The following is a 25,708-nucleotide window of genomic DNA, read 5'->3' on the forward strand; positions in this document are numbered from 1 at the left end:
CCTCCTTTAAAACTTTAATTCAACTTTATTCTTTGTTTATGGGAAGTTAAGACAGGGAGAGGATCTGTCTTCTTCGCTTCAGTTCGTAATACCTGCTTCTCATTATGCAAATAGGTAGATAATATCGCTAAATACAAAAAAAATATATCGTTAATAATCACCGAAAGGAAACCCATTTGAAGTATAAACCCGATAAATGTAAAGAATAGATAGGGTTTATTTTTATGTGTTCTACTTTGTATTAATTGAACAAACACTAAAATGATAAATAAGCAAAAGCAGGAAATTCCTAATAAACCGGATTCTGATAATATCTCTAAAAATGTATTATGAACTTGAAGTGTATCTCCAAATTGAAATGAATTGTAAGCAGGAAAGTTAAATGCTCCAATTCCAACATATTTGTGTGAAGCAAAAAAATCCCAGGCCCTTCCCCACAATTCTAACCTCCCGCTTCCACCATCCGAGGACATGTCTTCAATTCTCGATTCTAAAATCCCATATATATCGAATTTCAAATGAACGATTGCAATATACAAACTAACCGATAAAGCAGCTACGATACCAACTAGCAATTTTAATCGTTTTAATGGATTATCATTCAAAATATAAATAAAGAAGATAAAAGCCATTATTAAAAGCCCGCCTCTTGAAAAAGTCAATAAATTCGTAATAATACAAAGGGTTAAACCAATTTTGTTTTTTAAAGAATTAGAATTGCATAAGTAATAACAAAAAAATAGAGTATTATACAGAACAAAAAAGTTAGGATCCTGTACCAACCCGATTAATCGGGGGTAATCCCGATCTAACATGACTCCGAATTCATATATTCTGTCGCCCTCGAAAATAAAGCCCACACTTTTTAATCCGATAAAATAGAGGACTAGGCTAGCTAAATTAAAAAAAAGTCCTACATCTGAAATCGCCCTTTCGACCACCAAATTTTTTGATCTTGCAATAATGGATTTAATAATAAAATAACAAGAAATATATAGAACTATCCCTATGAAAATTCTAATACTGGAGGCTGGATATAATGAAAATGCTCCAGTAAAGCTATACATCAAATAAAATAACAACATCGCTACTTCAAACAAGTGAAGCCTATAGAAGTAAAATGAGCCGATATGGATGAATAAATATAAAATAGAGAAGACCAAATACGGTTTTATGGCAAACCCAACATAAATATAGTAATTTGCAAGAGTTACCAGTAAAAAGAGAAAGAAGATTGTGAAGCTATATTTTTGAGAACTTGGAGCTATATTATCGTCCATCTTATACCCCCTGGGATTTCTTGGTCTTCCATTTATAACCTATTCCACGTACTTTAATAAACTCATAAATTATATTCTTAAATTCTTTATCTATAAAAAGTACTAAGGTTAATAGAAGGAAGTTAAATACAACAGCTAAAAATGGATGGGAATCTAGAAAAAATTCAATACCACCTAAACAAATGATAAAAAATGATAAGTATGGATATATTGCCTTTTTGGCAATAATCCAACGATTGGGATTGTAAATCCAAAATCCTAATAGGGCAATTCCTTCAATCATTACACCTGCGAATGCTGCTCCAGTTACACCAAATAACCTGCTTAAAAACAAGTAAAGAAAGACTCCTGAAATTACTGCAATCGATTGAACAATGGTACGAAGAGACTGTAATCCCTTTGTCGTTAAACCGTCTGCTAATGCAATATTAATTGCCTGTAAGGTAAGCATTAAGGATAAAATTTTCAGTGGAAATGATGCATGAATCCACTTATCACCAAACAGTAAATCTATTACAACATTTGACATATAGTAAAAAGGAATTGTCATCGCCATTCCTACTAATGTCATGATCTTGATAAGCGTTATGTTGTATCTTAAGTGATCGTCTAATAGATTATTATTAAAGGCTCTGAATAGTACTGGGTAATAAGCTCCCGCAATAATAAATGGAATTTGCTGTAATGCCTGGGGAATTCGATAAGCTACTGCAAATAATGCAACTTCTTCTAGAGTTATGGTCTTTTCAAGCACTAGGGGTCCTAAATGCGGAAGCATTACAAAAAGCAATCCACCTAAAGTAAATGACCCTAGATTTTGTAAAAGTCCTTTATGGAATTTACCTTTCAATCGAATGTTAACATTTCGACTTACTAGATAGACCCCAAACACACCTCCGGCAAAATAAGACAGACCATATAAAGTGGTAATAATCAATGGCTTAAGGCTAAAGTGAATCCCTACTGTTAGGGTCAGAACTAAACAAACAGAAGAAATAATTCGTATCATCCCGTTATACTGCATTTTCTCAATCATTTGAAAAAACGTTGTACCGATACTTTGTAGGGCAATTCCTAAAACCATCGGAATAATTAAATAATACGCTGTTTGTATTAACTCTTTATTCCCTGAGTTTGAAATATGAATTACGACAAATCCACAGATAAATGTTGCTACAAGTAAAACCATTCTCATTTTCACATATGAAGAGATTAGGATGGATAGATCCATATCCTTTTTAGATCCTTCTCTTAAGACAATGGTACTTAGTCCAGCATCTGTAAAATATCCCATAATCATTGCAAATGCTAACACAACACTAAACATCCCATAATCATACGACTTTAAATAATTGGCTAAAATGATTAGTGCCGTAGCATTTAATACACTAGATAGTGCTGTACTATAAAACAGATGAGTAATATTTTTTGCAATAGAATTTTTCTTTAATTTCTCCATAAAAATAGCCACCTTATATTAACAAACACCTGATTAAAGAAGTTTTCCCCCTAGTAATTATCCTGTTTGATAAATAACTCCTACAATTCTATTGTTTTTTCTATCCAAGTAATCTTTTGTTAGAAGTACATCTTCTTTCTTCGTTTTATTTTCTGTTAGCACTAAAATAACACCATCACATTGATTTGCTAGAATATGAGAATCTGATGCTATTAAAAAAGGTGGGGCATCAATGATTACCACATCAAACTCCGACACACAGTTTCTAACAAATTCCTTTACTTTACTTGCTATCCATATTTCTGATGGATTTAAAGGAATAGGACCAGTTGGTAAAACGAATAGTCCTGGGACAAACGTTTCTTTGATATAAAGTTGGATGTTTTCTTCATCCAAAATCACATTTGTTAATCCATTCTCATTTTTTATCTGAAACAAACTGTTTAATGAAGGTTTCCGTAAATTGGCATCAACAAGTAGTACCTTTTTACCTTGCTCAACAAAAGCAATTGCTAATTTAGAAGAGATAATAGATTTTTGTTCCTCATTACGTGGCGATGTTACCATTAATAATACCGAATCACTAATAGATACTTGATCTATATTCGTACGAATCATTCGGATTTGTTCAGTACTGATTAAATCTTCATTAAGCTGAAGCCTTTGCATTATTTTTTTTGTTTCATCCCTTTTCTTATACACTGATTTGCCCCCTCTTATTATCATTTAAGACGGCTGACTGTTGCTTCCTTTTGTTTTTATTCATAAATTTTCTTTTGCTATTTTTTAAATTTATTTGTCCTAATACTGGTAAACCTACAATACCTTCAATCTCTTTTACATCTTTAATCGAATCGTCCCAATACTCTCTAAACATTGCAAGGCCAACACCAAGGAAAATTCCAATCATTGCACCAATTGCGACGTTTAAAGACAAACTTCCAACGATCTTAATCGATGGATCTCCATCTGTATCACTTAATAGCTTTATATCCTTAACATTAAACAGCTCATACATTTTATTGACCGATGTTTTAGCTATGGTATGTGCAAGCTTCTTAGTACTTTCCAAATCATGATCCCTTACTACTACATTGATAATTTGTGAATTTCTATTATTTTGTACAACTATCTTTTTCTCTAATTCGTCATCATTTATATTAAGCTCTTTTTTAACAGAATTTAGCACGATTGGACTCTTTATGAAATCAATTGTTGAAGCAAGCAGCATACTAAGTTCTTGTGTATCACTATAATTACCTTCTTCCTTTGTAAGTTTGCCAATTAGGATATTTTCAGTAGCTTCATAGGTTGGCTTTAATAAAAATAGGGATAAACCAACAGTCAAAAGAGATACACATATTACTGTAAGAATGATGGTTACTATTCTCTTTCTAATAATGCGAAGGAACTTTTTTAGATCTATTCTTTCGTCCATGGTGACCTCCAAAAACTAATATATTTATTACTCAGTTTTTACCATATGAATCAATCATGAGAGAACTGAAACATCTCGCTCCATCGTTAGCAATACATTCATCCCTCTAATTACTCTTTATAACGAACACAAAGGTGCAAATTAACAAAAAAGTGTTGGATTCTACTTTGAATTCAGCGCGTCTTCTTCTGGAGTAGAATAATAATTATGTACTCCTTTATCCTTAATATAGTTTGACCCTATATTCGTATATAAACTATTTCTCATAGACTCTTTTGAAAATTCTATTATTGGATTATTGCCCTTTACTATATGAGCGTCCCATATTAAACCTTCAAATTTATTATCAGAGCCACTTACTGTTATTACTTCTTTAGTATATTTAGAGACTTGAATTTGAAGTCCACTAAAATCATTACCAGAACTTTCATTTGGAACACTCATCGAGCTATTAATATCAATACAGCTTATACAGTCATCCAAGGTTAGATTAATAAATCGATTGCCGTTAATAAAGCTATATTTATTACTATCTTTCGGTTTTTCAGCTTCCAATTTAACACCGGTATGAAATCCTGCAATTCTAATATCAGTAAAATTAACAAAACAAATGAATTGACCTGGGCCACCTGCATAAAGATGAAGACCTGTACCCCTATGTGAGCCGCTGGTGTTTAAGAGTGTAACATTTTTGATTTGAGTTCTATCCCATGACCAAAATTTATGAATACCGTCTAAGTAAATAACATCTGAATCAAAGTTAGCATCTATTATTTCAAGAACTCCATTTGATATTGACGCATTTTTTTTCACATTAATTGCTTGAAAGTTCCCTTCTATTCTTAACCTAGTATTTTGACCAAATTCCAATTCAACACCCTCTTTTAAAACTAATCCTTTCTTTAGAATATAACTCTTATTTCCAAGTAACTTTACTTTTCCAATTTTTGTTTCATGGCTGTAATTTATTGCTTCTTGAATGGATCGTGAATCGTCTTTCAAATCATCACCGATAGCTCCAAATTCATCCACATTCACATATTCGTTTTGGCCAGTGCCAGTCCTTGTAGCGACTTGATGCTCATTTTTAAATAAAAAAAGAAGGCCAACAATAAGAAAAATGGCTGAAATATATATAGTTGTACTCCTTCTAATCATAATTATCTCCTTACAATCCCTTAAGTTATTCTTTATATAATCAATTATAGTTCACTATAATGAACAAATCAACAATATCATCCCATAAATAGGTAATTATGCTTGTGAACAACATTTTCCAATAACATCTTACAAAATTGGCTTGTGCAACAATAACTAAATTTTCAAGATGTTGTATGAATGTTCTGATTTTCGTAATTCATTTTGATTTTAACCGACTGTTGTTGTCCTTTTTTACTCCGATTATTTTTAAACCAATCATAAGTTTTTTCTAACCCAGCCTGAAAATTATGAAGTGGTTCCCAATCCAGGTCCTGTTTAATCTTTGTATTTTCCAACCTAGAAAATTTGATATCACCTTGCTTTGGCTCTTTATAGATTACTTCTTTTATATCTTCCAAATTTCCGAGAGTATAAATAAAATCGTTCACACTTGTCTCTGTATTAGTTGATAAATTATAAACCCCTTTGAGATCATATTCGACGCCGCGATAAATGGCATAGGCAACATCTTCTACATATATAAAGTCCCTAGTTTGCTCTCCGTCCCCAAAAACCTGCAGGGGCTCTTGTTCTAAAACATTGTTAATAAAAATGGAAATGACTCCACCTTCACCGACTGTTCCTTGCTTAGGACCAAAGACATTTGAAAAGCGGTAACAAAGTGTATCAACACCAAACATTTCAGTCCACTTTTTGCAATATAGTTCCCCTACCCATTTATTGATTCCGTATAGTGATAGAGGATCACATAAAGCATCTTCTTTCAATGAAATATCATCATTAAGACCATAAACGGCTGCTGAAGAAGCAAATACTACTTTTTTCACTCCATATTTGTGTGATAATTGAAGTATATTTGTCAATCCTAGGATGTTTGATTGAGAATCTAGGTATGGGTTCACCATTGATGTTCCGACATTTACTTGTGCTGCCAGATGAATAACTACATCAAATCGATTAGATTGGAATACCCCCTCACACATTTGGTCTTCTACGTTTAATTGATAAAATTTATGATTGAACTTCACATTATCCTTATTTCCTGTAGAAAGGTTATCAATAATGTAGACTTCATCACCTTCCTTAAAAAATCTTTCAGCAACAAAGGAACCTATAAAGCCATAACCACCAGTTACAAGGACCCTCATATTTTCACCTCTATATATTTTGTCTAATTGTTATAACTATTTTTTGCCTTTTTGTAGGGCGTTTCTTAACTCAATTAAGTCTTTCTCATTTATCAATCCAGATTCTAGTGCAATATTTATAAAAATCTTCCAATTTTTTACATTCCCTTTACCATTATCATTTGTATCAGATTTTGCGGTATCTTGGCTTAAAAGTGTTTGTATGTCTACATCTAGTACTTTGGCTATTTTCCCCAAAATTTCAATTGAAGGGTTACTCTGGATATTCCTTTCGATTTGACTTAAGTAAGATTTTGAGATAGATGTTTTCTCAGCTAATTGAGATAAGGTAAGGTTTTTTTCTTTCCTTAATTTTTGAATTATATTTCCTAACATAATGTGCCTCCTAAAATAAATTTTCACTCCTCTCTTAAATATCATTATAGTAAACAATTAGTTCTCTGTAAAGAACGATAATAATCACTTTATACTTTTGGTAAGTGCTTTATTACGAACAATACTTAACCATTAACTCATTTTTAATAAAATAAATTGACACCACCGCTAAGTTGTAGTAAATTTTATAAATAATCTAAATATTAATTTTCTTATCAAGAGAGGTTGAGGGAATGGCCCGAAGACACCTCAGCAACCATCAATGGCTACACTCATTGAAAAGGTGCTAAGTCCTGCAAATTAGTCGTTAATTTGCAAGATAAGAAGAATGACTTTTTGGTCGTACTTACAAAAGCCTTCTTCTTATAAAAAGAAGGCTTTTTTTATTTATTATATTTACTACACAAGGAGTGGTCATCATGTACAAAATTGAAACGAAACTTGCCCAAATAGGAAACCGCAGTGAGACAACAACTGGAACCGTTAACCCACCTGTATACTTTTCAACAGCCTTTCGTCATGAAGGTATCGGGCAATCCACTGGGTTCGACTATACCCGCACAGGAAACCCAACGCGTCAGCTCCTAGAAAAAACAATTGCTGATTTAGAGTGCGGGGATCAAGGATTTGCCTGCAGCTCTGGTATGGCAGCAATCTTAACGATTCTTTCTTTATTCCAATCTGGAGATGAATGGCTGGTCAGTGAGGATTTATATGGCGGTACCTACCGTTTATTAGAAAAAGGCTATCAAAAATGGGGCTTGAAGAGTCAATATGTTAATACCTGTTGTCCGGAAGAGATTGAAAAAAAAATTACGCCGCAAACAAAGGCCATCTTCCTTGAGACACCAACCAATCCACTTATGCAGGAATCAGATATTGCCGCTGTTTCAAAAATTGCCAAGGAACATGGACTTTTGTTAATTGTGGACAACACTTTCTATACCCCACTTTTACAACAGCCGATTACCCTTGGAGCTGATATTGTTATCCACAGCGCGACGAAATACCTAGGCGGTCATAATGATGTTCTAGCCGGGCTTATTGTCGCTAAAGGAAAAGAGCTTTGTGAAGCATTGGCTTTCCATCATAATGGTGCCGGGGCTGTTCTGAGCCCATTCGATTCCTGGTTATTAATGCGCGGTATGAAAACATTATCACTTCGAATGGAAAGACATGAAAAAAATGCTAAGAATATCGTCGAATTTCTTTCCCAGCATGATGCTGTCACAGATGTCCTCTATCCGGGACGGGGCGGAATGGTTTCCTTTAGAATCAAGGATGAAGCTTGGGTTAATCCATTTCTACAAGGCTTAAATCTAATCAGCTTCGCGGAAAGTTTAGGTGGAACGGAAAGCTTTATCACTTATCCAGCAACGCAAACCCATGCGGATATTCCAGAAGAAATCCGAATTCAATCCGGTGTCTGCAATCGTTTATTGCGTTTCTCCGTTGGACTTGAGGATTCACAAGACATAATTGAAGATTTGGAAAAAGCTTTTGCCCATGTTCAAGAAGGAGTGATTGCATAATGGCACACGAAGAATACACATTTGAAACCAGGCTCCTTCATAATAAGCACAAAATTGATCCTACAACAGGAGCGGTTAGTGTACCCATACAGCATGCATCCACTTTTCACCAATCTGATTTCGATCAGTTTGGCAAGTACGATTATGGCCGCAGTTTAAATCCGACAAGGGAAGCACTAGAAGATGTCATTGCTGAACTTGAAGGCGGGTTAAAAGGCTTTGCCTTCTCATCTGGTATGGCCGCCATTTCGACGGCATTTCTCCTGTTATCTGCAGGTGATCATATTGTCATTACGGAAGATGTTTACGGCGGTACATTTCGGATGGTCACAGAGGTCCTCACGCGGCTCGGAATTGAACATACCTTCGTCGATATGACGAATTTAAATGAAGTAAAACAAGCCATTCAGGCAAATACAAAAGCGTTCTATGTGGAAACTCCATCGAATCCATTAATGAAAGTGACTGACATTAAGGCAATTAGCAATTTAGCTAAGGAGACGGGCGCGTTAACATTTGTCGATAACACCTTCCTTACCCCCTCCCACCAACGTCCATTGGAGTTAGGTGCCGATGTCGTGCTCCATAGCGCGACGAAATTTTTATCGGGTCATAGTGATGTCGTTGCCGGACTTGCTGTCGTCAAAGACGAAAACTTGGCGAAAAGATTAGGTTTCTTGCAAAATGGGTTTGGGGCGATTTTGGGTGTTCAAGATGCATGGCTCGTTTTAAGAGGGATCAAAACGCTGCACGTCCGACTGGAACAATCACAAAAATCGGCTATTAAACTAGCGGAATTTTTAGATGCTCATCCGCTTGTTGAAAAGGTTCATTACCCAGGGTTGGAAAGTCACCCACAATATCAAATTCAGAAAACGCAAGCAGCTGGTCCAGGAGCGGTCTTATCGTTTGAATTAGCTAATGAAGATGCACTTCGCACCTTTCTTGCCAATGTAAAAATTCCTGTATTTGCTGTCAGTCTCGGAGCGGTAGAATCGATTCTTTCCTATCCAGCAAAAATGTCCCATGCAGCCATGCCTCAAGAAGAGCGAGAGAAGCGCGGGATTACAAATAGTCTGGTTCGATTATCGGTCGGACTTGAAAATCCTGATGATTTAATGAAGGATTTTTCACAAGCACTAGAGCAAGTTCGCAAAACACAATTGGTATTACATCAAGGAGAATCATCATGAGTTTTTTAGATAAATTAAAAAATCAAATCTTAATTGCTGATGGAGCAATGGGTACTCTATTGTATTCCTTTGGTAAGGACAGTTGTTTGGAGGAACTGAATCTTTCCCAGCCCGGACACATCCAAACTATCCATAAAGCCTATATTGATGCAGGTGCTGACGTGATTCAGACTAATACTTATGCGGCAAACTATTTAAAGCTGCAGAGGTATGGTTTGGAGGATTCTGTAAAGGAAATTAACAGTGCAGCCGTCTCTATTGCCAAAAAGGCAGCTGCCCAAAACGATACGTACGTCCTTGGAACTATTGGTGGAAATCGAGGAATTAAGCCGGATTCCATTTCTATAGAAGAATTAAAGCGAAGCTTCCGGGAACAATTATATTGTCTCCTTCTTGAAGGAGTGGATGGCTTATTGCTTGAAACCTTTTACGATTTTGAAGAGCTTGAAACCGTTCTAACGATTGCTAGAAAGGAAACAAAGCTGCCGATTATTGCGCAGGTCTCCCATCAAGAGCCCGGGCTTATGCAGGATCGAACTCCTGTCAATGACGCCTTAAAAAGACTTGAAGGCCTGGGAGCCGATGTGGTCGGGCTAAATTGCCGTCTTGGCCCCCATCATATGCTATTAGCGTTAGAACAGATTGAATTACCAGCACATGCTTTTCTATCTGCCTACCCAAATGCCAGTCTCCCTGCCTATACGGACGGAAAGTTTCATTATGAAGGAGATGCCGATTATTTCCGAAATTCAGCAAAAGCTTTCCGTAACCAAGGTGTACGGTTACTTGGCGGATGCTGCGGAACCACTCCTGACCATATTAGAGCATATGCTTCTGAACTAAAAAACAGTGTTCCAGTCACTGAAAAAATAGTAAAATTAAAACCAAAGAAGATAATCGTTGAATCTCATTCTTCTAAAAGGGAATACACTCCCCTACAGGATATTGTGAAAGAGAGACCATCGGTTATAGTTGAATTAGATCCTCCTAGAAAACTAGATACAACAAAGTTTTTCCAAGGAGCTAAAGCCTTAAAAGAAGCGGGAATCGATTCGATTACCCTAGCTGATAATTCACTAGCAACGGTCCGAATTTCCAACGAATCGCTGGGCTATTTAGTGAAACAGGACTTAGGAATGCGTCCGCTCATTCATATTGCGTGCCGTGACCGCAATATTATCGGATTGCAATCGCATTTAATGGGTCTGCATACGCTTGGGATGAATGATGTTCTTGCTATTACTGGTGATCCTGCAAGAGTAGGAGATTTTCCAGGTGCATCATCTGTTTACGATGTGTCCTCCTTTGAACTTATTCAAATGATTAAGCAGTTGAATGAAGGATTGTCTTTTTCAGGGAAAGATCTGGGGCAAAAGACAGACTTTAGCATTGCGGCAGCCTTTAATCCCAATGTCCGCTCACTGGAGAAAGCAGTGAAGAGACTTGAGAAAAAAGTTCATTATGGGGCAGATTACTTTATTTCCCAACCGGTTTTTTCTGAGGAAAAATTACTCGAAGTTTATGAACATACAAAGCATCTTGATGCACCAATCTATATTGGCTTAATGCCACTAATTAGCAGCAAGAACGCTGAGTTCCTCCATAATGAGGTACCTGGTATTAAGATTGCCGATTCAATCCGCCAGCGGATGGCCCAACTAAATGATCAACCGCTTCAAGCTGCCCGAGAAGGAATTGCCATTACTAAGTCACTAATCGATGCAGCCTTAGATTTATTTAACGGTATTTATTTGATTACACCATTTTTACGTTATGAATTAACTGCTGAATTGGCGTTATATACCCGTCAGCGTGCTAGTGAATTGAGGAGGAGCACCTATGCCGAAAACACCATTTACTGAACAACTCAAAAAACGAATCCTCGTGATGGACGGGGCAATGGGTACCATGATCCAGGAAGCAAATCTTACAGCGGAAGATTTTGGCGGCGAGCAGTATGAAGGATGTAACGAGCACTTGAATTTAACCGCTCCATCCGTCATTGCTAATATTCATCGTGAATACTTAGAGGCTGGAGCAGATATCATTGAAACCAATACATTTGGGGCGGCAAGCCTGGTTCTCGATGAATATGAACTTGGTTTTAAAGCCTATGAAATTAATAAAATAGCTGCCTTTCTTGCTGTGAAAGAAGCTTACAAAGTTTCAACTGATGAATGGCCGCGTTATGTGGCAGGCTCAATGGGCCCAACAACAAAAACCTTAAGTGTAACAGGTGGAACTACTTTTGATGCACTTGCAGCCGCATACGAGGAACAAGCCATCGGCCTAATTGATGGCGGTGTCGATTTACTGCTTCTTGAAACGAGTCAGGATATGTTGAATGTAAAAGCGGGCTATGTTGGTATCGAAAGGGCGTTTGAAAAAACCGGCAAAACGCTGCCGCTGTTTATTTCAGGGACGATCGAGCCAATGGGTACAACGCTCGCAGGGCAGTCAATTGAATCGTTTTTTATTTCCGTTGAACATATGAATCCCGTTGCTGTGGGACTTAACTGTGCAACTGGGCCAGAATTTATGCAGGATCATGTCCGCTCATTAGCAAATCTAGCATCGACAGCAGTCAGCTGTTATCCAAATGCAGGTTTGCCTGATGAAGAAGGTCATTATCATGAAACACCAGAGACTTTAGCCAAAAAGCTGTCTGATTTTGCCGCACATGGCTGGCTTAATATTGTCGGTGGCTGTTGTGGGACGACTCCAGACCATATTAAGGCGATTGCCGATGCGATGAAAGCCTACCAACCAAGAGAATTTAAACAAACCTCAGTTCATATGGTTTCCGGGATTGAACCATTCATCTATGACGATCCAACGTTAAGACCCATCATGGTCGGCGAACGGACGAATGTAATTGGCTCACGAAAATTCAAACGGTTAATTACCGAGGGGAAATTTGAGGAAGCATCAGAGATTGCTCGAGCCCAAGTCAAAGGCGGCGCGCATGTCATTGATCTTTGCCTAGCCGACCCTGACCGTGAAGAAATCGTTGATATGGAAAACTTTATTAAAGAAGTGGTTAAGAAAGTAAAAGCTCCCCTAGTGATCGATTCAACCGACGAAAAGGTCATCGAAAGAGCCCTTAAATATTCACAAGGAAAAGCGATTATCAATTCCATTAACCTTGAAGATGGTGAGGAACGATTTGAAGCAGTTGTCCCATTAATCCATCGCTATGGTGCTGCGATCGTCGTTGGAACCATTGATGAGGAAGGCATGGGAGTAACTGCACAGCAAAAGCTAGCCATAGCTAAACGCTCTTATGATATATTAGTGAACAAATATCACCTGAAGCCACAGGATCTCATTTTTGATCCGCTTGTTTTTCCAGTTGGTACGGGTGATGAACAATATATTGGTTCCGCCAAGGCAACGGTTGAAGGCATCAGGTTAATTAAGGAGCAGTTCCCAGAAGTACAAACGATTCTTGGAATTAGTAATGTCTCCTTCGGGCTCCCTCCTGTCGGTAGAGAAATTCTAAACTCTGTCTTCCTTTACCACTGCACCCAGGCTGGACTTGATTATGCTATTGTTAATACAGAAAAACTAGAACGGTTTGCATCTATTTCAAAAGAAGAAGTTCAATTAGCGGAGGCCCTCTTGTTTGATACAACAGATGAGTCGCTCGCTACATTCACTGAATTTTACCGTGGCAAAAAGAAAGAACCGAAAACAACCGTTCCAAATATGACCTTAGAAGAGAGACTCGCCTATTATGTGGTTGAAGGTACAAAAGAAGGCTTGCTGCCGGATCTAGATCTAGCGCTTGAAACGTATCCTGCCCCGCTTGATATTATTAATGGACCATTAATGGATGGGATGAAAGAGGTTGGCCGCCTCTTTAACGACAACCAGCTCATCGTTGCTGAGGTGCTCCAGAGTGCTGAAGTAATGAAAGCAGCCGTTTCGCATTTAGAACCTCATATGGAAAAAGGCGATGTTTCTGCTACAAAAGGGAAAATCATTTTAGCTACAGTAAAAGGCGATGTTCATGATATCGGTAAAAACCTCGTCGATATTATTCTCAGCAATAATGGCTATGAAGTAATCGACCTTGGGATTAAGGTGAATCCAACTGACTTGGTTCAAGCCATTCTTAGAGAAAAACCAGACATGGTTGGTTTATCGGGTTTGCTGGTCAAATCTGCCCAGCAAATGGTGTTAACAGCTCAGGATATGAAGGATTCCGGTATTGCCGTACCTATCCTCGTTGGCGGTGCAGCTCTTTCTCGGAAATTCACAGATACGAAGATTGCCAAAGAATATGACGGCCTTGTCCTTTATGCAAAGGATGCAATGAATGGTTTAGCCCTTGCGAATCAATTGAATTCGGAAGAGGAAGTTCAGAAATTAATGCTTGCGAAAAATGAAAAATTAGCCTCTTTAGCTATTCCTAGGGAGTTTGAGCGCCCCTCGACTGTATCTGTTGCTGTAAAACCGAAACCGGCTGTATCGACCCAGGTTCCCGTCTTTACACCAATGGACACAAAGAGGCACATCCTTAGATCGTATTCACTTTCACATATCGAGCCCTATATCAATATGCAAATGTTGATTGGCCACCATCTCGGTGTAAAAGGGAAAATTGCGAAGTTACTAGCTGAGAAGGATGAAAAGGCTGTTAAGGTAAAAGAAGTCGTGGATCAATTACTAGCAAATGCTAGTGCAAACAATTGGATTACGCCTGCCGCTGTTTATCAATTTTTCCCAGCACAATCCGATGGGAATAAGGTCATTATTTATCATCCTGAAAATCAGGATCAAATTTTGGAAACCTTCGACTTCCCACGTCAGGAATCAGCACCAGGTCTTTGCTTAGCTGATTTTCTAAAGTCAGTTGATAGCGGTGAAAAGGACTATGTCGGCTTCTTCACCGTCACGGCTGGTAGAGGAATTCGTGAAAAGGCAGAACAATTTAAAGCGGAAGGACGCTTTTTGGAGTGCCATGCACTTCAATCATTGGCACTTGAAACGGCGGAAGGCTTCGCTGAATTAATTCACCGTCAAATGCGTGACCGTTGGGGCTTCCCGGATCCGCTTGATTTCAGCATGCAAGACCGATTTGCGGCCAAATATCCAGGTCAGCGTTTTTCGTTCGGCTACCCTGCTTGTCCTGAATTAGAGGATCAGAAAAAACTGTTTAAGTTGATTCAACCGGAGGAAATTGGCATTCAGTTAACAGAGGGCTGTATGATGGAGCCAGAAGCTTCGGTTTCAGCAATCGTATTCGCTCATCCGGAAGCTAGGTATTTTAATGTGTTAAGATAAAGATTTTTTATGAGATTCCGCGGAATAAGTTCGTCATTCCGCGGAATTTTTCTTTTACCGTGATCACCTCTTGTCGTTATTCCGCCAAAAGGAGATTGAATTCCGCCAAACTTGTTTGGGATTCCGCCAATGTGTGTGGATTTCCGCCAACCAAAACATGATTCCGAATACTTTGTATTTTATTCCGCGAACCGGATTTACAACCTTAAATCTGTGAACCTTTCTTGACATTTTCCAACAAATCTACTATAGTTACCTAGGTAACTAATTAGCAATTTTTGAGGTGACCTACATAAATGAATAGCCATGAATTATTCCATACGCTGCATCAGCTATCACGCCATCTTACCAATACACTCAATGAAGCATTAAAACCATTAGGGTTATACGGGTCACAATGGTCTGTCATTTTTGTTTTAAAAACCAAAGGCTCTTTAAGCCAAAAAGAACTTTGTGATTACTTATTTGTTGAGGCACCTCCAATGACCCGTACCATTCAACGGCTTGTTAAACAAGGATACGTACGTCAGGTCCCCGGTAAAGACAAACGTGAGAAACTGATTCAATTAACAGATGTAGCATTAAAGATGTTCCCCGAATGGGAAAGAAGAGTCTTTGAAACGAATCAGTCAATATTGAAGCATTTCCCAGAAACATCACAGGAAGAGCTTTTAAATTTGCAAAAAAGCTGGTTGCAACAGCTTTTATAAAAGGAGCGGATCATATGAATAAACCTAAATTATGGACGAAAAGTTTTATAAGTATTTCTTTAAGTAACTTCTTTCTATTTTTAACCTTTTATGTTTTACTCGTCACACTTCCTATTTATGCGATACAGGAGTTCCATAGCAATGCATCAGAAGCGGGGTTAATGACAACGGTCTTTTTATTTTCTGCGATTATCTCCCGTCCTCTGGCTGGTCAATGGCTTGAAAAAGCTGGTCACAAAAAGGTGCTGCTTACCGCACTGATAATTTTCTCAGGCGCCTCCCTGTTATACTTTTTTCCAAAAACAATCATTGGTTTTCTTTTCATTCGGTTATTACACGGAATTGGTTTTGGCATGGCAACAACCGCTGCAGGGGCAATCGTGGCAGATCTCATCCCGAATTCACGCCGTGGTGAAGGCATGGGCTATTTTATTATGTCGACGAATATGGCGATGGTGCTAGGGCCATTTATCGGCTTAACGGCCATTCAACAATGGGGAGCAAAAACCCTGTTTATCGTTAGTGTCATTGTCGCGATTGGGGCCCTGATTACAGGTTTAAGCGTAAAGGTTAAAGAAATGGGGCAAGCAGACCACATGGTCGTCCATTCTGCGTTTTCATTTCGAAGCTTTTTCGAGGTTTCCGCCATTCCTATCGCAATTGTCGGCTGCTTTCTTGCCATCGTTTATTCAGCGCTTCTTTCTTTCGTATCTGTATTTGCCACTGAAATACACCTTACCGAGATTTCTAGTCTTTTCTTTGTCGTCTATGCGATTGTTTTATTGATTTCAAGACCTTTTACTGGAAAATGGTTAGACCAGCATGGTCCCAATGTGATTGTCTATCCATCCATCGTATTGTTTGCCATTGGGATGTTTATTTTAAGTCAAAGCGGCAGCGCGGTCAGCTTTCTCCTTTCAGCAGGAATGATTGGTTTAGGCTGGGGGACACTTTTTCCAACCTTCCAGACCATCGCCATTCAAGATGCTGCGCCTAGAAAACGAGGGTTAGCTACAGCTACTTTCCTATCAATCTATGATATTGGTATTGCATTAGGCTCGTTTCTTTTAGGCTTAGCGGCCGCAAAAATGGATTATAGTTCGCTCTACTTCTTATGTTCATTCTATATTCTTTTGGGTATTGTTCTTTATTACTTTCTTCATACGCGGAAACAAGCAGCGTTTAAGGAGCATAAAACAGAGTTAAATAACGTTAACTCTTAATACTTGCAATTTCCCTTTCAAAAATGGGTAAATTTCGCACCCATTTTTGAAAGGAGTAGTGTACTATTCTATATTTATTGTTATATAATGGAACTCTAACAATGATTAGAGGAGTGATTGTTGTGGCAAAATCTAAAGCCAAAAAATTACGCGAAAAGCTGACCCGTGAAGGCCGAATGAATCCAGTCGAAAAGCGAAGCCCCTTTGTTTTTAACGACATGAGATCAAGGATAACAAAGACCAAAAAGGATCATTTATATCAATTCAAACACAAGAACCATCAATCCGAAGCAGGAAATGATGGTTCTTTTTATTTTGCTGCCAGCACTAATCGTTCTTTAATGGGCTGCTATTAAGAAAAATTTTCTCGGACGGGCAGTTCATTTTACATAAGTTTCTAATTACGCTAAGCTTAATCTAGCTTTAATTTTTTAAAAAAATGGAGGTTATTGATATGATTGACGTTCTAATTGTTGGTGCTGGGCCTACAGGAGCAAGTGCAGCCCTATTTACAGCCAAAGCTGGTAAGAAAACATTGGTTATTGATAATGATAAAAGTGTGACCAAGCGTGCTTGGATTGAGAACCATTATGGTGTTGCAGAAATTACTGGACCTGACCTAGTTGAAACTGGTAAGAAACAAGCCAGCAAATTCGGTGCAGAAATTGTCCAAGCTACGGTTTCAAATATCAGTAAAACTGAAAGCGGTTTTATAGTTGAAAGCGATCAAGGGGAATATGAGGCTAAACATGTTATCCTTGCCACTGGTATGTCTGTTGATCTAGCTGAAACAGCGGGATTACAAACAAAGCCAGGTACAGAGCCAAGAATCAAGACTATTTTTGACGTGGATGCTGCTGGAAAAACAAATATTGACGGCATTTGGGCAGCAGGAACTGTTGCCGGTGTGAGTATGCATACCATTATTACTGCTGGCGACGGTGCCAAGGTGGCGATTAATGTTATTAGTGAAATAAACGGGGAACGTTATGTTGACCATGATGTTTTAAAAGCTTAAAAAAGGGTACATAAAGGGGGAAGCCAGATGGCAGTGAAGAAAATGGACCATGTCGGCGTAATGGTAAATGACCTTAATGCCTCACTTCTTTTTTATCAAAAAGTGGTTGGGATGGAGTTAAAAGACCAATTTACGATTGCAAACGGTTCGATAAATTTAGCCTTCCTTGGGTTCAATGGGTCAGACGAAACAGAATTAGAATTAGTGTATGGTGGAAATCCCGACCTTCCAACTGAAGGGAAAGTTAATCACATCGCCTTTTTAGTGGACAATATAGAAGAGGAATTCAACCGTTTAAAGGGCGTCAACGTTGTTTTCATTAGTGATGAGATCGTGACACTTCCGAATGGGTATCGTAATTTCTTTGTGCAAGGACCCGATGGTGAAAAAGTCGAGTTTTTCCAACGTTAAGTTTAAATAAAAGAGAGGGACTCAGCAGCTGAGTCCCTTTTCTTCATTGTGAGTATAAGATGGTTTTCACATAAAAATTGACAGTCTAAACCCATCCTTTTAAAATTGGTTTAACTTGATTATCATTAGCCTTGGTAATTACTAAATATTTGAAAATACTTACAAGGAGCGGTTTCATTACTTATCATTTTCTAGAGTAAGGGGAAATTTTATGATTAAAAAAGATACGAATCTTAAACCAGTCGTTGCTGGTTTACTGTTAGCAATTTTAATGGCAGCTATGGACAATACGATCGTAGCTACGGCGATGGCTACGATCGTAGCAGACCTCGGCGGATTTGATAAATTTATTTGGGTCACCTCTGCCTATATGGTAGCGGTAATGGCAGGAATGCCTATTTTCGGTAAGCTTTCCGATATGTACGGACGGAAACGCTTTTTTATTTTTGGACTCATCGTCTTTCTGATTGGCTCGGCATTATGCGGTATTGCCCAGAGCATCGTTCAATTAAGTATTTTCCGTGCCATTCAGGGGATCGGCGGCGGAGCCCTGATGCCGATTGCTTTTACGATTGTTTTTGATATTTTCCCACCTGAAAACCGCGGGAAAATGACCGGTTTGTTGGGGGCAGTTTTCGGAGCATCCAGTGTCTTAGGGCCGTTACTTGGGGCATACATAACTGATTATATTAGTTGGCACTGGGTTTTCTATGTGAATGTGCCAATTGGAATTGTATCGATTTACTTAATTGTTCGTTATTATCATGAATCATTACAGCATTCCAAGCAAAGGGTTGATTGGCTTGGGGCGATAACACTGGTCATTTCGGTGGTGAGCTTAATGTTTGCCCTTGAGCTAGGCGGGAAAGAATATGCTTGGGATTCTACTCCAATCATCGCTTTGTTTGCAAGCTTTTTCGTCTTTTTTGTGGCCTTTTTCATTGCTGAAATAAAGGCTGCTGAACCGATTTTACCGCTTTGGCTCTTCAAAAGGCGCTTATTTGCCACCTCGCAAATTTTGTCCTTTTTATACGGCGGTACGTTTATTATTTTAACCGTGTTTATACCGATCTTCGTTCAAGCGGTTTATGGTGGGTCGGCTAAGAATGCTGGATTGATTTTAACACCAATGATGCTCGGGTCTGTTGCAGGGAGTTCGGTGGGCGGTATTTTCTTGACGAAAACCTCCTACCGCAATTTGATGATTGTTTCGATTATTTCATACGTTCTTGGCATGTATTTCCTAGGCACCTTGACTGTTGATACCGCTCGTTCCTTGCTGACGATTTATATGATTTTGGTTGGCTTCGGGGTTGGTTTTTCCTTTTCTTTATTACCAACTGCTTCCATGCACAATTTGGAGCCTCAATACCGCGGAACAGCCAACTCAACAAACTCATTTTTAAGGTCATTTGGAATGACACTTGGGGTAACGATCTTTGGAAGCCTGCAAAACAATTTGTTTACGGATAAATTGAAGGATGCGTTTAAAGGCATGCAGGGTGCAGGAGATTTTAAAATGGGCGATCCACGCCAAATTTTCCAAGCGAGTGAACGCTCAAAAATTCCAGATTTTATTTTAGATAAAATTGTTCACGCGATGTCGGATTCAATCACACATACCTTTTTGCTAACATTGATTCCCATTGCGATTGCGGCGATTACCATCTTTTTCATGGGCAATGCCCGGGTAGAAGTCAGTAAGAAACAGGTAAAAGGATAATAGTTAAGCACTTGGGCGATTTTATCCCAAGTGCTTATTTTTGTTATCTTATTCTGCAAACTTCCCGTCCATATAATCGCGATAGGCCTGGCGGATTTCTTCTTCGGTGTTCATGACAAAAGGTCCCCTCGCAACGATTGGCTCATTCAGTGGTTTTCCTGCATATAACAACACGCGAAGAGATTCCCTGGCGGTAATAGTAACTTCACTGGTTTGCCCCGCATCGCCTATTCCTAGCAGAAGCACATGGCCTTTTTCGGCCTCTGTCTTACTTTTTCCAAACTGACCTTTTCCTTCTAAAACATACATGAAGCCCTTGTAGTCTCCCGGAAGATCCTGGGTAGTGGTTGCTACTGGTTGTAAGTTGATTTCAACCATTGTCACCGGAACATAATTTTTCGTTGTCGATTGAATGCCGCCTGATGAACCGGAAAAGATTCTGATTAATACCCCATCCTCTTCGCGCACTGGCATGTCTTTGGCACGGAGATTTTGATAACGCGGTTCTGCCATTTTGTGCTCACGCGGCAGGTTCACCCATAGCTGCAAGGAATGAACGGTCTCTCCTTCAGCCGGGTCTTCGATATGGATCACACCTTTTCCGGCTGTCATCCACTGGACATCACCAGGCTCAAGCTCCCCCCGTCCCGCTTTATTATCCTGATGCTCAAGTTTTCCCTCAATCACATAAGTCACTGTTTCAATCCCACGATGCGGGTGGAAATCAAAGGTACCTTTTTTAAAAAAATCTTCTGCTAGAAATAGAAATGGATCTGACTCTTTCATTTGATTTGGATCCAAAACCATTCCCGCTGTATGTATCGGACTATTCTGGTGATGCTGTACCGTCCAAACACGGTCAATACCCCTTTGGAAAATTTCACTCATCCTTTGTACCCTCCCTTTGTAAATTATGATAATGGTATCGTTATCGAGATGCTTTTTCAAATTTAAGGATTGTTATGTGCAAAAAAGAGATACGCCCATTGAATACCGGGATTCGCTCATTAATACTAGAAATTCGCTCATTAAATACCGGGATTCGCTCATTGAACTCCGAAAATCACTCATTGAAATATATTCGGATAAATATTTTACAAAAATCGATAAAATTCGGCAGGAATTTCTATACTTCTACTTGAATTCATTCATAAACTGAGAGGGGTGTTAATATTGCTAATAAAAGAACGGACAAAACCTTTAATTATGCTTATATTAGAATCTTTACTGCGGCGACTCCCATACAGTCACCAAAAGTACCAACAAATTTTAGAAGAGCTAGGAAGGAGGCAGGCCGGCTACCTTGGTGAGAAATCGCTCGATTACTATTATCGTGACCTTCCACAGCAGAAATATATGATCCTCCACGATTTAAACCTACCTGATGGTAACTACAACTGCCAAATCGATACCCTTCTTCTAGCACCTGAATTTGCCCTTGCAATCGATGTAAAAAACATGGCCGGAAAGTTAATATTTGATACTGAAAATGAACAGTTTATTCAAATCAACAATGGTATTGAAAAAGGATACGGTTATCCGATTGCTCAGGGAGAAAGACATCAAAAATACTTACAGAAACTTCTTGCTGAACATCATTTCTCTCCAGTTCCAGTTGAATATTTAGTGGTGATTAGTAATAGCTATACTACATATGCTGTTACAGGAAAAAATGCCCACAAAGTTAAACCTCGAGTATGTAAGGCCGACGTCTTCTTAAACAAAATTACCCTTTTAGAGAAACAATATCCGAAACCGCAACTGTCCGCTAAAGACCTCCGTAAGCTTTGCCGTCTCCTCGTGAAAAAGAATACCATTCCAACAAGCTATGTATTGAATAAATATGGTATTCAGAAATGTGACCTGTTAACGGGTGTCCACTGTCCTACCCACTCTAATCATTCCCTTGTCCGTAAGAACCAAAAATGGTACTGTCCTGCCTGCGATACTTTTTCAAAGGATGCACATATTAACGCACTGAACGATTATTTTCTGCTGTTTGGTCCGACGATAACAAATAGGCAGTTTCGGGAATTTACTCATATAAAATCACGGGATGTAGCAAAAAGAATACTGCTATCTTGTAATCTGCAATGCCTTGGAAAGTACAGATCCTGGTCCTATGCTCCAAAGAGCTTCCCAGAGTGAGTTTTAATTTCAAATTTATTAACAGGGTAAAAATGATTCGCTCATAAAGTTGCGAAATTCGCCCATTCAACGCCTAAATTCGCTCATTAATTCTGTAGATTCGCCCATTGAACGAAGAAATTCGCCCATAAATCAAAAATGCAACACTTGAATTAACCCAATAAAGGAATATATCGATCAAAACCAATAAAGGACACCTAAATTAGGTGTCCTCTACCATAATATTGAGGAAAGCGAGCATTTTTTTCAGAAAATGCCCCCTCGTTATACCTCGAGATCCTTGCCTTCTTCGACTACATGGAAGAGAAGATGGGCTAAATGATGAATCGGGCCATATTCTTCCTCGTCCTCATCGTCTGGTTCCTCATTAAACTCCATGTCATTTAAGAATAGCGCCATAAATTCGTAAAAGTCCTTCAATTGGAAGGAATAGCAGCCAACTGGGTCTTCATTGTCTTCCTCATAATGCAATACCATATATGAGAGGTCCCCGTCCTCATCTTCAGCATCAAAAAACACAAATAGACCAATGTTTGTGTCGAGCTCAAATAAATGCCTTGTTCCGCCTTCCGTGGCTTTCGTAAAATCTTCTTGACTAAGTTTTTGGATCTGCATGCTATCTACATTATCTTCTTGATGGAATCCGACAACAAATGATTTCATGTTTTCCTCCTTCATTCTTTTCCGTAATAAAAAACACATGTCAATAGCATGCCCTAATTCAAGCACGTTTCATTCCTAATCAGCTAAAAATAGATAAAAAGGTGACATCATTAATCACACTGTTTCTCTTCCCCTTCAAAATGTTCATTTAAGAGTGTATTTTCACTTGGAGCGAAATTAACTGACTGTAAACTCATTTTCGGTTCCAGTCCGTAAAGTTCGTCGACTGATTTCCCCTCATTTTTCTCACTCGGAGATTTTTCTTTTTTCATTTTTATCACCTCTTTCATAATAATATTTTCCTAGTATTGTCTGCCTTAATTTTAATTAACATTCCAATCCTCAAAAAAAAACCCCTGATCAGTTCAGGGATTTTTGATAACGATCAGCCAATTGGCGGTTGAATGGGATGATATGCAGGTCCTTCAGTTGAATAGGCCACGTCACTGCTTGACGTTGACACTTTCACATCCTTAGTTGAAGTAAAAAGAGCAATCAGTGAGATTGAAAACATTATGACAACAAACTTTTTCATATAAAGCCTCCTCCGATTTAAGTTATTTTATTTAAATAAGTAACTGCATCAACAACCAGACCCTTTTGATTGTAATAATCTGCAAGCATTTTATAAAAACAGGTTAGGTCATCACTATGTTCATTTTCCTCTTCAAAATAGGGAATTACCTTAGATTCCAAATATTTAAACGCTTTTGCTGGCGAGGTCATGTGGAGGAGATAAAATTCCGCCAAGAGTCTATATTTTTTAACCCCCAGCTCTTTTGACAATAAGTTAACTTCTTGGAAGCAGTCTTTTGCTTTTTCGATGGAGTTAAGTGAATGGTACAGCTCCCCAATCGCATGTAATGTGACTAGATAGTGCTGATTTTTGTTTGGCTGCAAAGCCAAACTTTTTTGATAATAGTACAGAGCTTCCTTTGCATTCTTCATTTTAAATTGCAAATGGCCCATATTATGATAGCTCTGGGGAAGTAATTTATCTTTCTTAAATAATTCTGCGTTACGGATTAAGTGCTGAAAACACTCCTGGGCTTCCTCATATATATTGGAGTGGGTATAATTAATCCCGAGCAGCATAAGTGTGTGGAGAATTCGGATGAAGTTATGCTGATTCATGAATATTTGCAGGGCCATCTTACCAAAATGAATAGCATGTCCTGATTGCTCAAGTGAGCTTTTTACAAGTGATCGATGATAGAGAAATTCCCCACTTGATGCTTCATTATTATTTTCTGTATGTAAAACATCGAGGATATCATCCGCATTTTGATATTGACCCTTCCACATTAAGAATATCGCATGATAGTATCGAAATAAATAATCTTCATGTTGGGAAAAATTTTTCTTTTGCTTATATAAAAGAGCTCTTTGATGCTCTGCATCTTCAACAAGTCCCTTAAATATAAGATATCTAAATTTATATAGCTCGTAGATATACATATATTTGGAGAATGGGATGAGGTGTTCTATTTTCACTAGTTTCTGATAATTTTCTTCTATTTCATCCCTTAGATAAAAATTAATCTTACCGTCTAGCCTTCTTAGTAAGATCTTTATTTCTTCTTCTTTTTCCTCCATTTCTTCTAGGCTTATGTTTAGCCGCTTGAGTAACAGGGAAATTGTTGCTTCGTTTGCTTCTTTTGAATTGTTCTCAATTTTACTTAAATGCGGGACAGAGCAAATCCCTTTGGAAAGCTCTGCTTGTGTCATTCCTCTTTGAGTTCGATAGAATTTAATCAGGGCTCCAAATTCCATAATGCCACCCAGCGCGCCTTTCCTTTTTTCACTATTTTACAACAATATGAGTATTTCATACAGATACTTTTCAGATTATTAGAAAAATAAAATTTTAGTACCACTTAATACTTGGGAAAATTTTTACAATATACAAAAAAACCAGCCCTCCGAAGGACTGGTAAATCTAAAAATATTTCTTTTTCCAAAAAACGAAGGCTGTTAAACTTGTTAAAAAAGCAGAGATTACTAGTGGTATTGCATAGGAATGAGTAGCATGCTGGAATGGGATATCAACGTTCATCCCATAAAAGCTCGCTACCATCGTTGGGAAGGATAAAATAATTGTAATGGAAGTTAAGAATTTCATTACAATGTTTAAGTTATTTGAAATAATCGATGCAAAGGCATTCATCATACCTGTTAAGATCGAGCGATAGGTTTCGGCCATTTCAATCGCCTGTGTTTTTTCAATAATAACATCTTCTAATAAGTCCTTGTCTTCTTCATACATTTTTAAATAGTTAAAGCGTAAAATTTTATCGAGAACAACCTTATTTGACTTTAACGAGGTCGTAAAATAAACCAAACTTTTCTCTAAAGCCAGAAAGGCGAATAGCTCTTTATTTTTTAACGATTGATGAACAACGCGTTCAATTTCATTTGTCTTCTTGTTAATTTGCTTTAAGTACCGAAGATAATAAGAAGAGATGACAAACAGAATTTGCAATGCAAAGCGTGTCTTTTTAAACGTAAAAAACTCTTTCACTCTGTTTTTCCGAAATTCTTCTAAAATCGGTGTATCTTTTAAGGAAACGGTAATGATACATTCGTCCGTAAGAATAATGCCGATTGGAATGGTTTCATAACCAGCAAAACCATCTTCATCATGAACAATGTAGGGAAAATCGACAATGATATAGACCCGGCCATCATCACGTTCAATCCTCGGGCGTTCTTCATCATCCAGGGCGTCTTTGATGATATCAACATCCACTTGAGCATCCATGGATACCTTATTAATTTCTTCTTGTGTTGGGGCATACATATTGACCCAGCAGCCTTTTGAGATGACATCTACTTGTTCTAAAACTTTTGTCTCCGTGCTTTTAAAAATTTCCAGCATGGCAAAACCTCCTCACTCATTTTGTTTGAGGAAGCCAACAACCTTTTCTAGAGTTGATA

General features: G+C 38.2%; 24 protein-coding genes and 1 riboswitch. Of the genes, 11 read left to right on the forward strand and 13 right to left on the reverse strand.

Annotated features, from left to right (window positions below; all coding sequences use genetic code 11):
* Positions 1 to 14: 14 nt before the first annotated feature.
* The 7 genes from COE25_RS02560 to COE25_RS02590 form a co-directional block, all read right to left on the reverse strand.
* On the reverse strand, positions 15 to 1,280 hold the full coding sequence (locus tag COE25_RS02560) for an O-antigen ligase family protein (protein WP_088089411.1): 1,266 nt from the start codon (positions 1,278 to 1,280) through the stop codon (positions 15 to 17).
* 1 nt (position 1,281) lies between these two features.
* Positions 1,282 to 2,739: an oligosaccharide flippase family protein gene (locus COE25_RS02565; RefSeq protein ID WP_088089412.1), complete on the reverse strand. Its 1,458-nt coding sequence runs from the start codon at positions 2,737 to 2,739 to the stop codon at positions 1,282 to 1,284.
* A 57-nt stretch (positions 2,740 to 2,796) separates the two neighbouring features.
* On the reverse strand, positions 2,797 to 3,441 hold the full coding sequence (locus COE25_RS02570) for a CpsD/CapB family tyrosine-protein kinase (RefSeq protein ID WP_179195940.1): 645 nt from the start codon (positions 3,439 to 3,441) through the stop codon (positions 2,797 to 2,799).
* Positions 3,434 to 4,177, reverse strand: a complete 744-nt coding sequence (locus COE25_RS02575; RefSeq protein ID WP_088089414.1) for a YveK family protein — start codon at positions 4,175 to 4,177, stop codon at positions 3,434 to 3,436. The genes COE25_RS02570 and COE25_RS02575 overlap by 8 nt, the downstream gene beginning before the upstream one ends.
* A gap of 162 nt (positions 4,178 to 4,339) precedes the next feature.
* Positions 4,340 to 5,335, reverse strand: coding sequence for a glycoside hydrolase family protein (locus tag COE25_RS02580; protein ID WP_088089415.1), 996 nt, complete (start codon positions 5,333 to 5,335; stop codon positions 4,340 to 4,342).
* A gap of 164 nt (positions 5,336 to 5,499) precedes the next feature.
* Positions 5,500 to 6,486 carry an NAD-dependent epimerase/dehydratase family protein gene (locus COE25_RS02585; RefSeq protein WP_098930773.1) on the reverse strand — a complete coding sequence of 329 codons (987 nt, stop codon included), beginning with the start codon at positions 6,484 to 6,486 and terminating at the stop codon, positions 5,500 to 5,502.
* A gap of 36 nt (positions 6,487 to 6,522) precedes the next feature.
* Complete coding sequence (locus tag COE25_RS02590) at positions 6,523 to 6,861, reverse strand: helix-turn-helix domain-containing protein (RefSeq protein ID WP_098930775.1); 339 nt, start codon at positions 6,859 to 6,861, stop codon at positions 6,523 to 6,525.
* A gap of 209 nt (positions 6,862 to 7,070) precedes the next feature.
* A riboswitch (SAM riboswitch) is annotated at positions 7,071 to 7,187 on the forward strand.
* A gap of 93 nt (positions 7,188 to 7,280) precedes the next feature.
* On the opposite strand from COE25_RS02590, the gene COE25_RS02595 reads away from it, so the two are divergent.
* The 10 genes from COE25_RS02595 to COE25_RS02640 all read left to right on the forward strand — a co-directional run bounded on the left by COE25_RS02595 (position 7,281) and on the right by COE25_RS02640 (position 19,960).
* Entirely contained in the window at positions 7,281 to 8,393 is a 1,113-nt protein-coding gene (locus COE25_RS02595) for a methionine biosynthesis PLP-dependent protein (RefSeq protein WP_088089418.1), read from the forward strand.
* The gene (gene metC / locus COE25_RS02600; protein ID WP_098930777.1) at positions 8,393 to 9,586 is read left to right on the forward strand and encodes a cystathionine beta-lyase; all 1,194 of its coding nucleotides are present in this window, start codon (positions 8,393 to 8,395) and stop codon (positions 9,584 to 9,586) included. Before COE25_RS02595 ends, metC begins: the two co-directional genes overlap by 1 nt.
* Entirely contained in the window at positions 9,583 to 11,448 is a 1,866-nt protein-coding gene (locus COE25_RS02605; protein WP_088089420.1) for a bifunctional homocysteine S-methyltransferase/methylenetetrahydrofolate reductase, read from the forward strand. Before metC ends, COE25_RS02605 begins: the two co-directional genes overlap by 4 nt.
* Positions 11,426 to 14,875: a methionine synthase gene (gene metH / locus COE25_RS02610; protein ID WP_098930779.1), complete on the forward strand. Its 3,450-nt coding sequence runs from the start codon at positions 11,426 to 11,428 to the stop codon at positions 14,873 to 14,875. Before COE25_RS02605 ends, metH begins: the two co-directional genes overlap by 23 nt.
* A 296-nt stretch (positions 14,876 to 15,171) precedes the next feature.
* Complete coding sequence (locus tag COE25_RS02615) at positions 15,172 to 15,585, forward strand: MarR family winged helix-turn-helix transcriptional regulator (RefSeq protein WP_088089423.1); 414 nt, start codon at positions 15,172 to 15,174, stop codon at positions 15,583 to 15,585.
* 14 nt (positions 15,586 to 15,599) lie between these two features.
* Positions 15,600 to 16,808 (forward strand): MFS transporter, encoded by a 1,209-nt coding sequence (locus tag COE25_RS02620; protein ID WP_098930781.1) that lies wholly within the window; start codon positions 15,600 to 15,602, stop codon positions 16,806 to 16,808.
* A gap of 122 nt (positions 16,809 to 16,930) precedes the next feature.
* Positions 16,931 to 17,164 carry a hypothetical protein gene (locus COE25_RS02625; protein WP_098930783.1) on the forward strand — a complete coding sequence of 78 codons (234 nt, stop codon included), beginning with the start codon at positions 16,931 to 16,933 and terminating at the stop codon, positions 17,162 to 17,164.
* 98 nt (positions 17,165 to 17,262) lie between these two features.
* Positions 17,263 to 17,826: an NAD(P)/FAD-dependent oxidoreductase gene (locus COE25_RS02630; protein ID WP_088089431.1), complete on the forward strand. Its 564-nt coding sequence runs from the start codon at positions 17,263 to 17,265 to the stop codon at positions 17,824 to 17,826.
* Between the two features lie 27 nt (positions 17,827 to 17,853).
* A complete protein-coding gene (locus COE25_RS02635; RefSeq protein WP_098930785.1) occupies positions 17,854 to 18,237 on the forward strand; it encodes a VOC family protein in 384 nt (127 codons plus the stop codon).
* A 211-nt stretch (positions 18,238 to 18,448) separates the two neighbouring features.
* Positions 18,449 to 19,960, forward strand: a complete 1,512-nt coding sequence (locus tag COE25_RS02640) for an MDR family MFS transporter (protein ID WP_098930787.1) — start codon at positions 18,449 to 18,451, stop codon at positions 19,958 to 19,960.
* Positions 19,961 to 20,008: 48 nt separating this feature from the next.
* Here the strand turns inward: COE25_RS02640 and COE25_RS02645 are convergent, their stop codons facing one another.
* Entirely contained in the window at positions 20,009 to 20,848 is an 840-nt protein-coding gene (locus COE25_RS02645) for a pirin family protein (protein WP_098930789.1), read from the reverse strand.
* 285 nt (positions 20,849 to 21,133) lie between these two features.
* On the opposite strand from COE25_RS02645, the gene COE25_RS02650 reads away from it, so the two are divergent.
* A complete protein-coding gene (locus tag COE25_RS02650; RefSeq protein WP_098930791.1) occupies positions 21,134 to 22,108 on the forward strand; it encodes a nuclease-related domain-containing protein in 975 nt (324 codons plus the stop codon).
* 264 nt (positions 22,109 to 22,372) lie between these two features.
* Here COE25_RS02650 and COE25_RS02655 read toward each other — a convergent pair whose 3' ends face one another.
* The 5 genes from COE25_RS02655 to COE25_RS02670 all read right to left on the reverse strand — a co-directional run bounded on the left by COE25_RS02655 (position 22,373) and on the right by COE25_RS02670 (position 25,649).
* Complete coding sequence (locus tag COE25_RS02655) at positions 22,373 to 22,771, reverse strand: cytosolic protein (RefSeq protein WP_098930793.1); 399 nt, start codon at positions 22,769 to 22,771, stop codon at positions 22,373 to 22,375.
* 110 nt (positions 22,772 to 22,881) lie between these two features.
* Positions 22,882 to 23,043, reverse strand: a complete 162-nt coding sequence (locus tag COE25_RS30480; RefSeq protein ID WP_179195941.1) for a hypothetical protein — start codon at positions 23,041 to 23,043, stop codon at positions 22,882 to 22,884.
* A 113-nt stretch (positions 23,044 to 23,156) separates the two neighbouring features.
* Positions 23,157 to 23,306: a hypothetical protein gene (locus tag COE25_RS30485; protein ID WP_168245543.1), complete on the reverse strand. Its 150-nt coding sequence runs from the start codon at positions 23,304 to 23,306 to the stop codon at positions 23,157 to 23,159.
* A 17-nt stretch (positions 23,307 to 23,323) separates the two neighbouring features.
* On the reverse strand, positions 23,324 to 24,544 hold the full coding sequence (locus tag COE25_RS02665) for a helix-turn-helix domain-containing protein (protein ID WP_098930795.1): 1,221 nt from the start codon (positions 24,542 to 24,544) through the stop codon (positions 23,324 to 23,326).
* A 166-nt stretch (positions 24,545 to 24,710) separates the two neighbouring features.
* Positions 24,711 to 25,649 carry a magnesium transporter CorA family protein gene (locus tag COE25_RS02670; RefSeq protein ID WP_088089439.1) on the reverse strand — a complete coding sequence of 313 codons (939 nt, stop codon included), beginning with the start codon at positions 25,647 to 25,649 and terminating at the stop codon, positions 24,711 to 24,713.
* Between the last annotated feature and the right edge of the window lie 59 nt (positions 25,650 to 25,708).

It is taken from the genome of Bacillus sp. AFS031507 (assembly GCF_002584635.1).
In the GTDB taxonomy this organism is placed as follows: Bacteria; Bacillota; Bacilli; order Bacillales; family Cytobacillaceae; genus Neobacillus.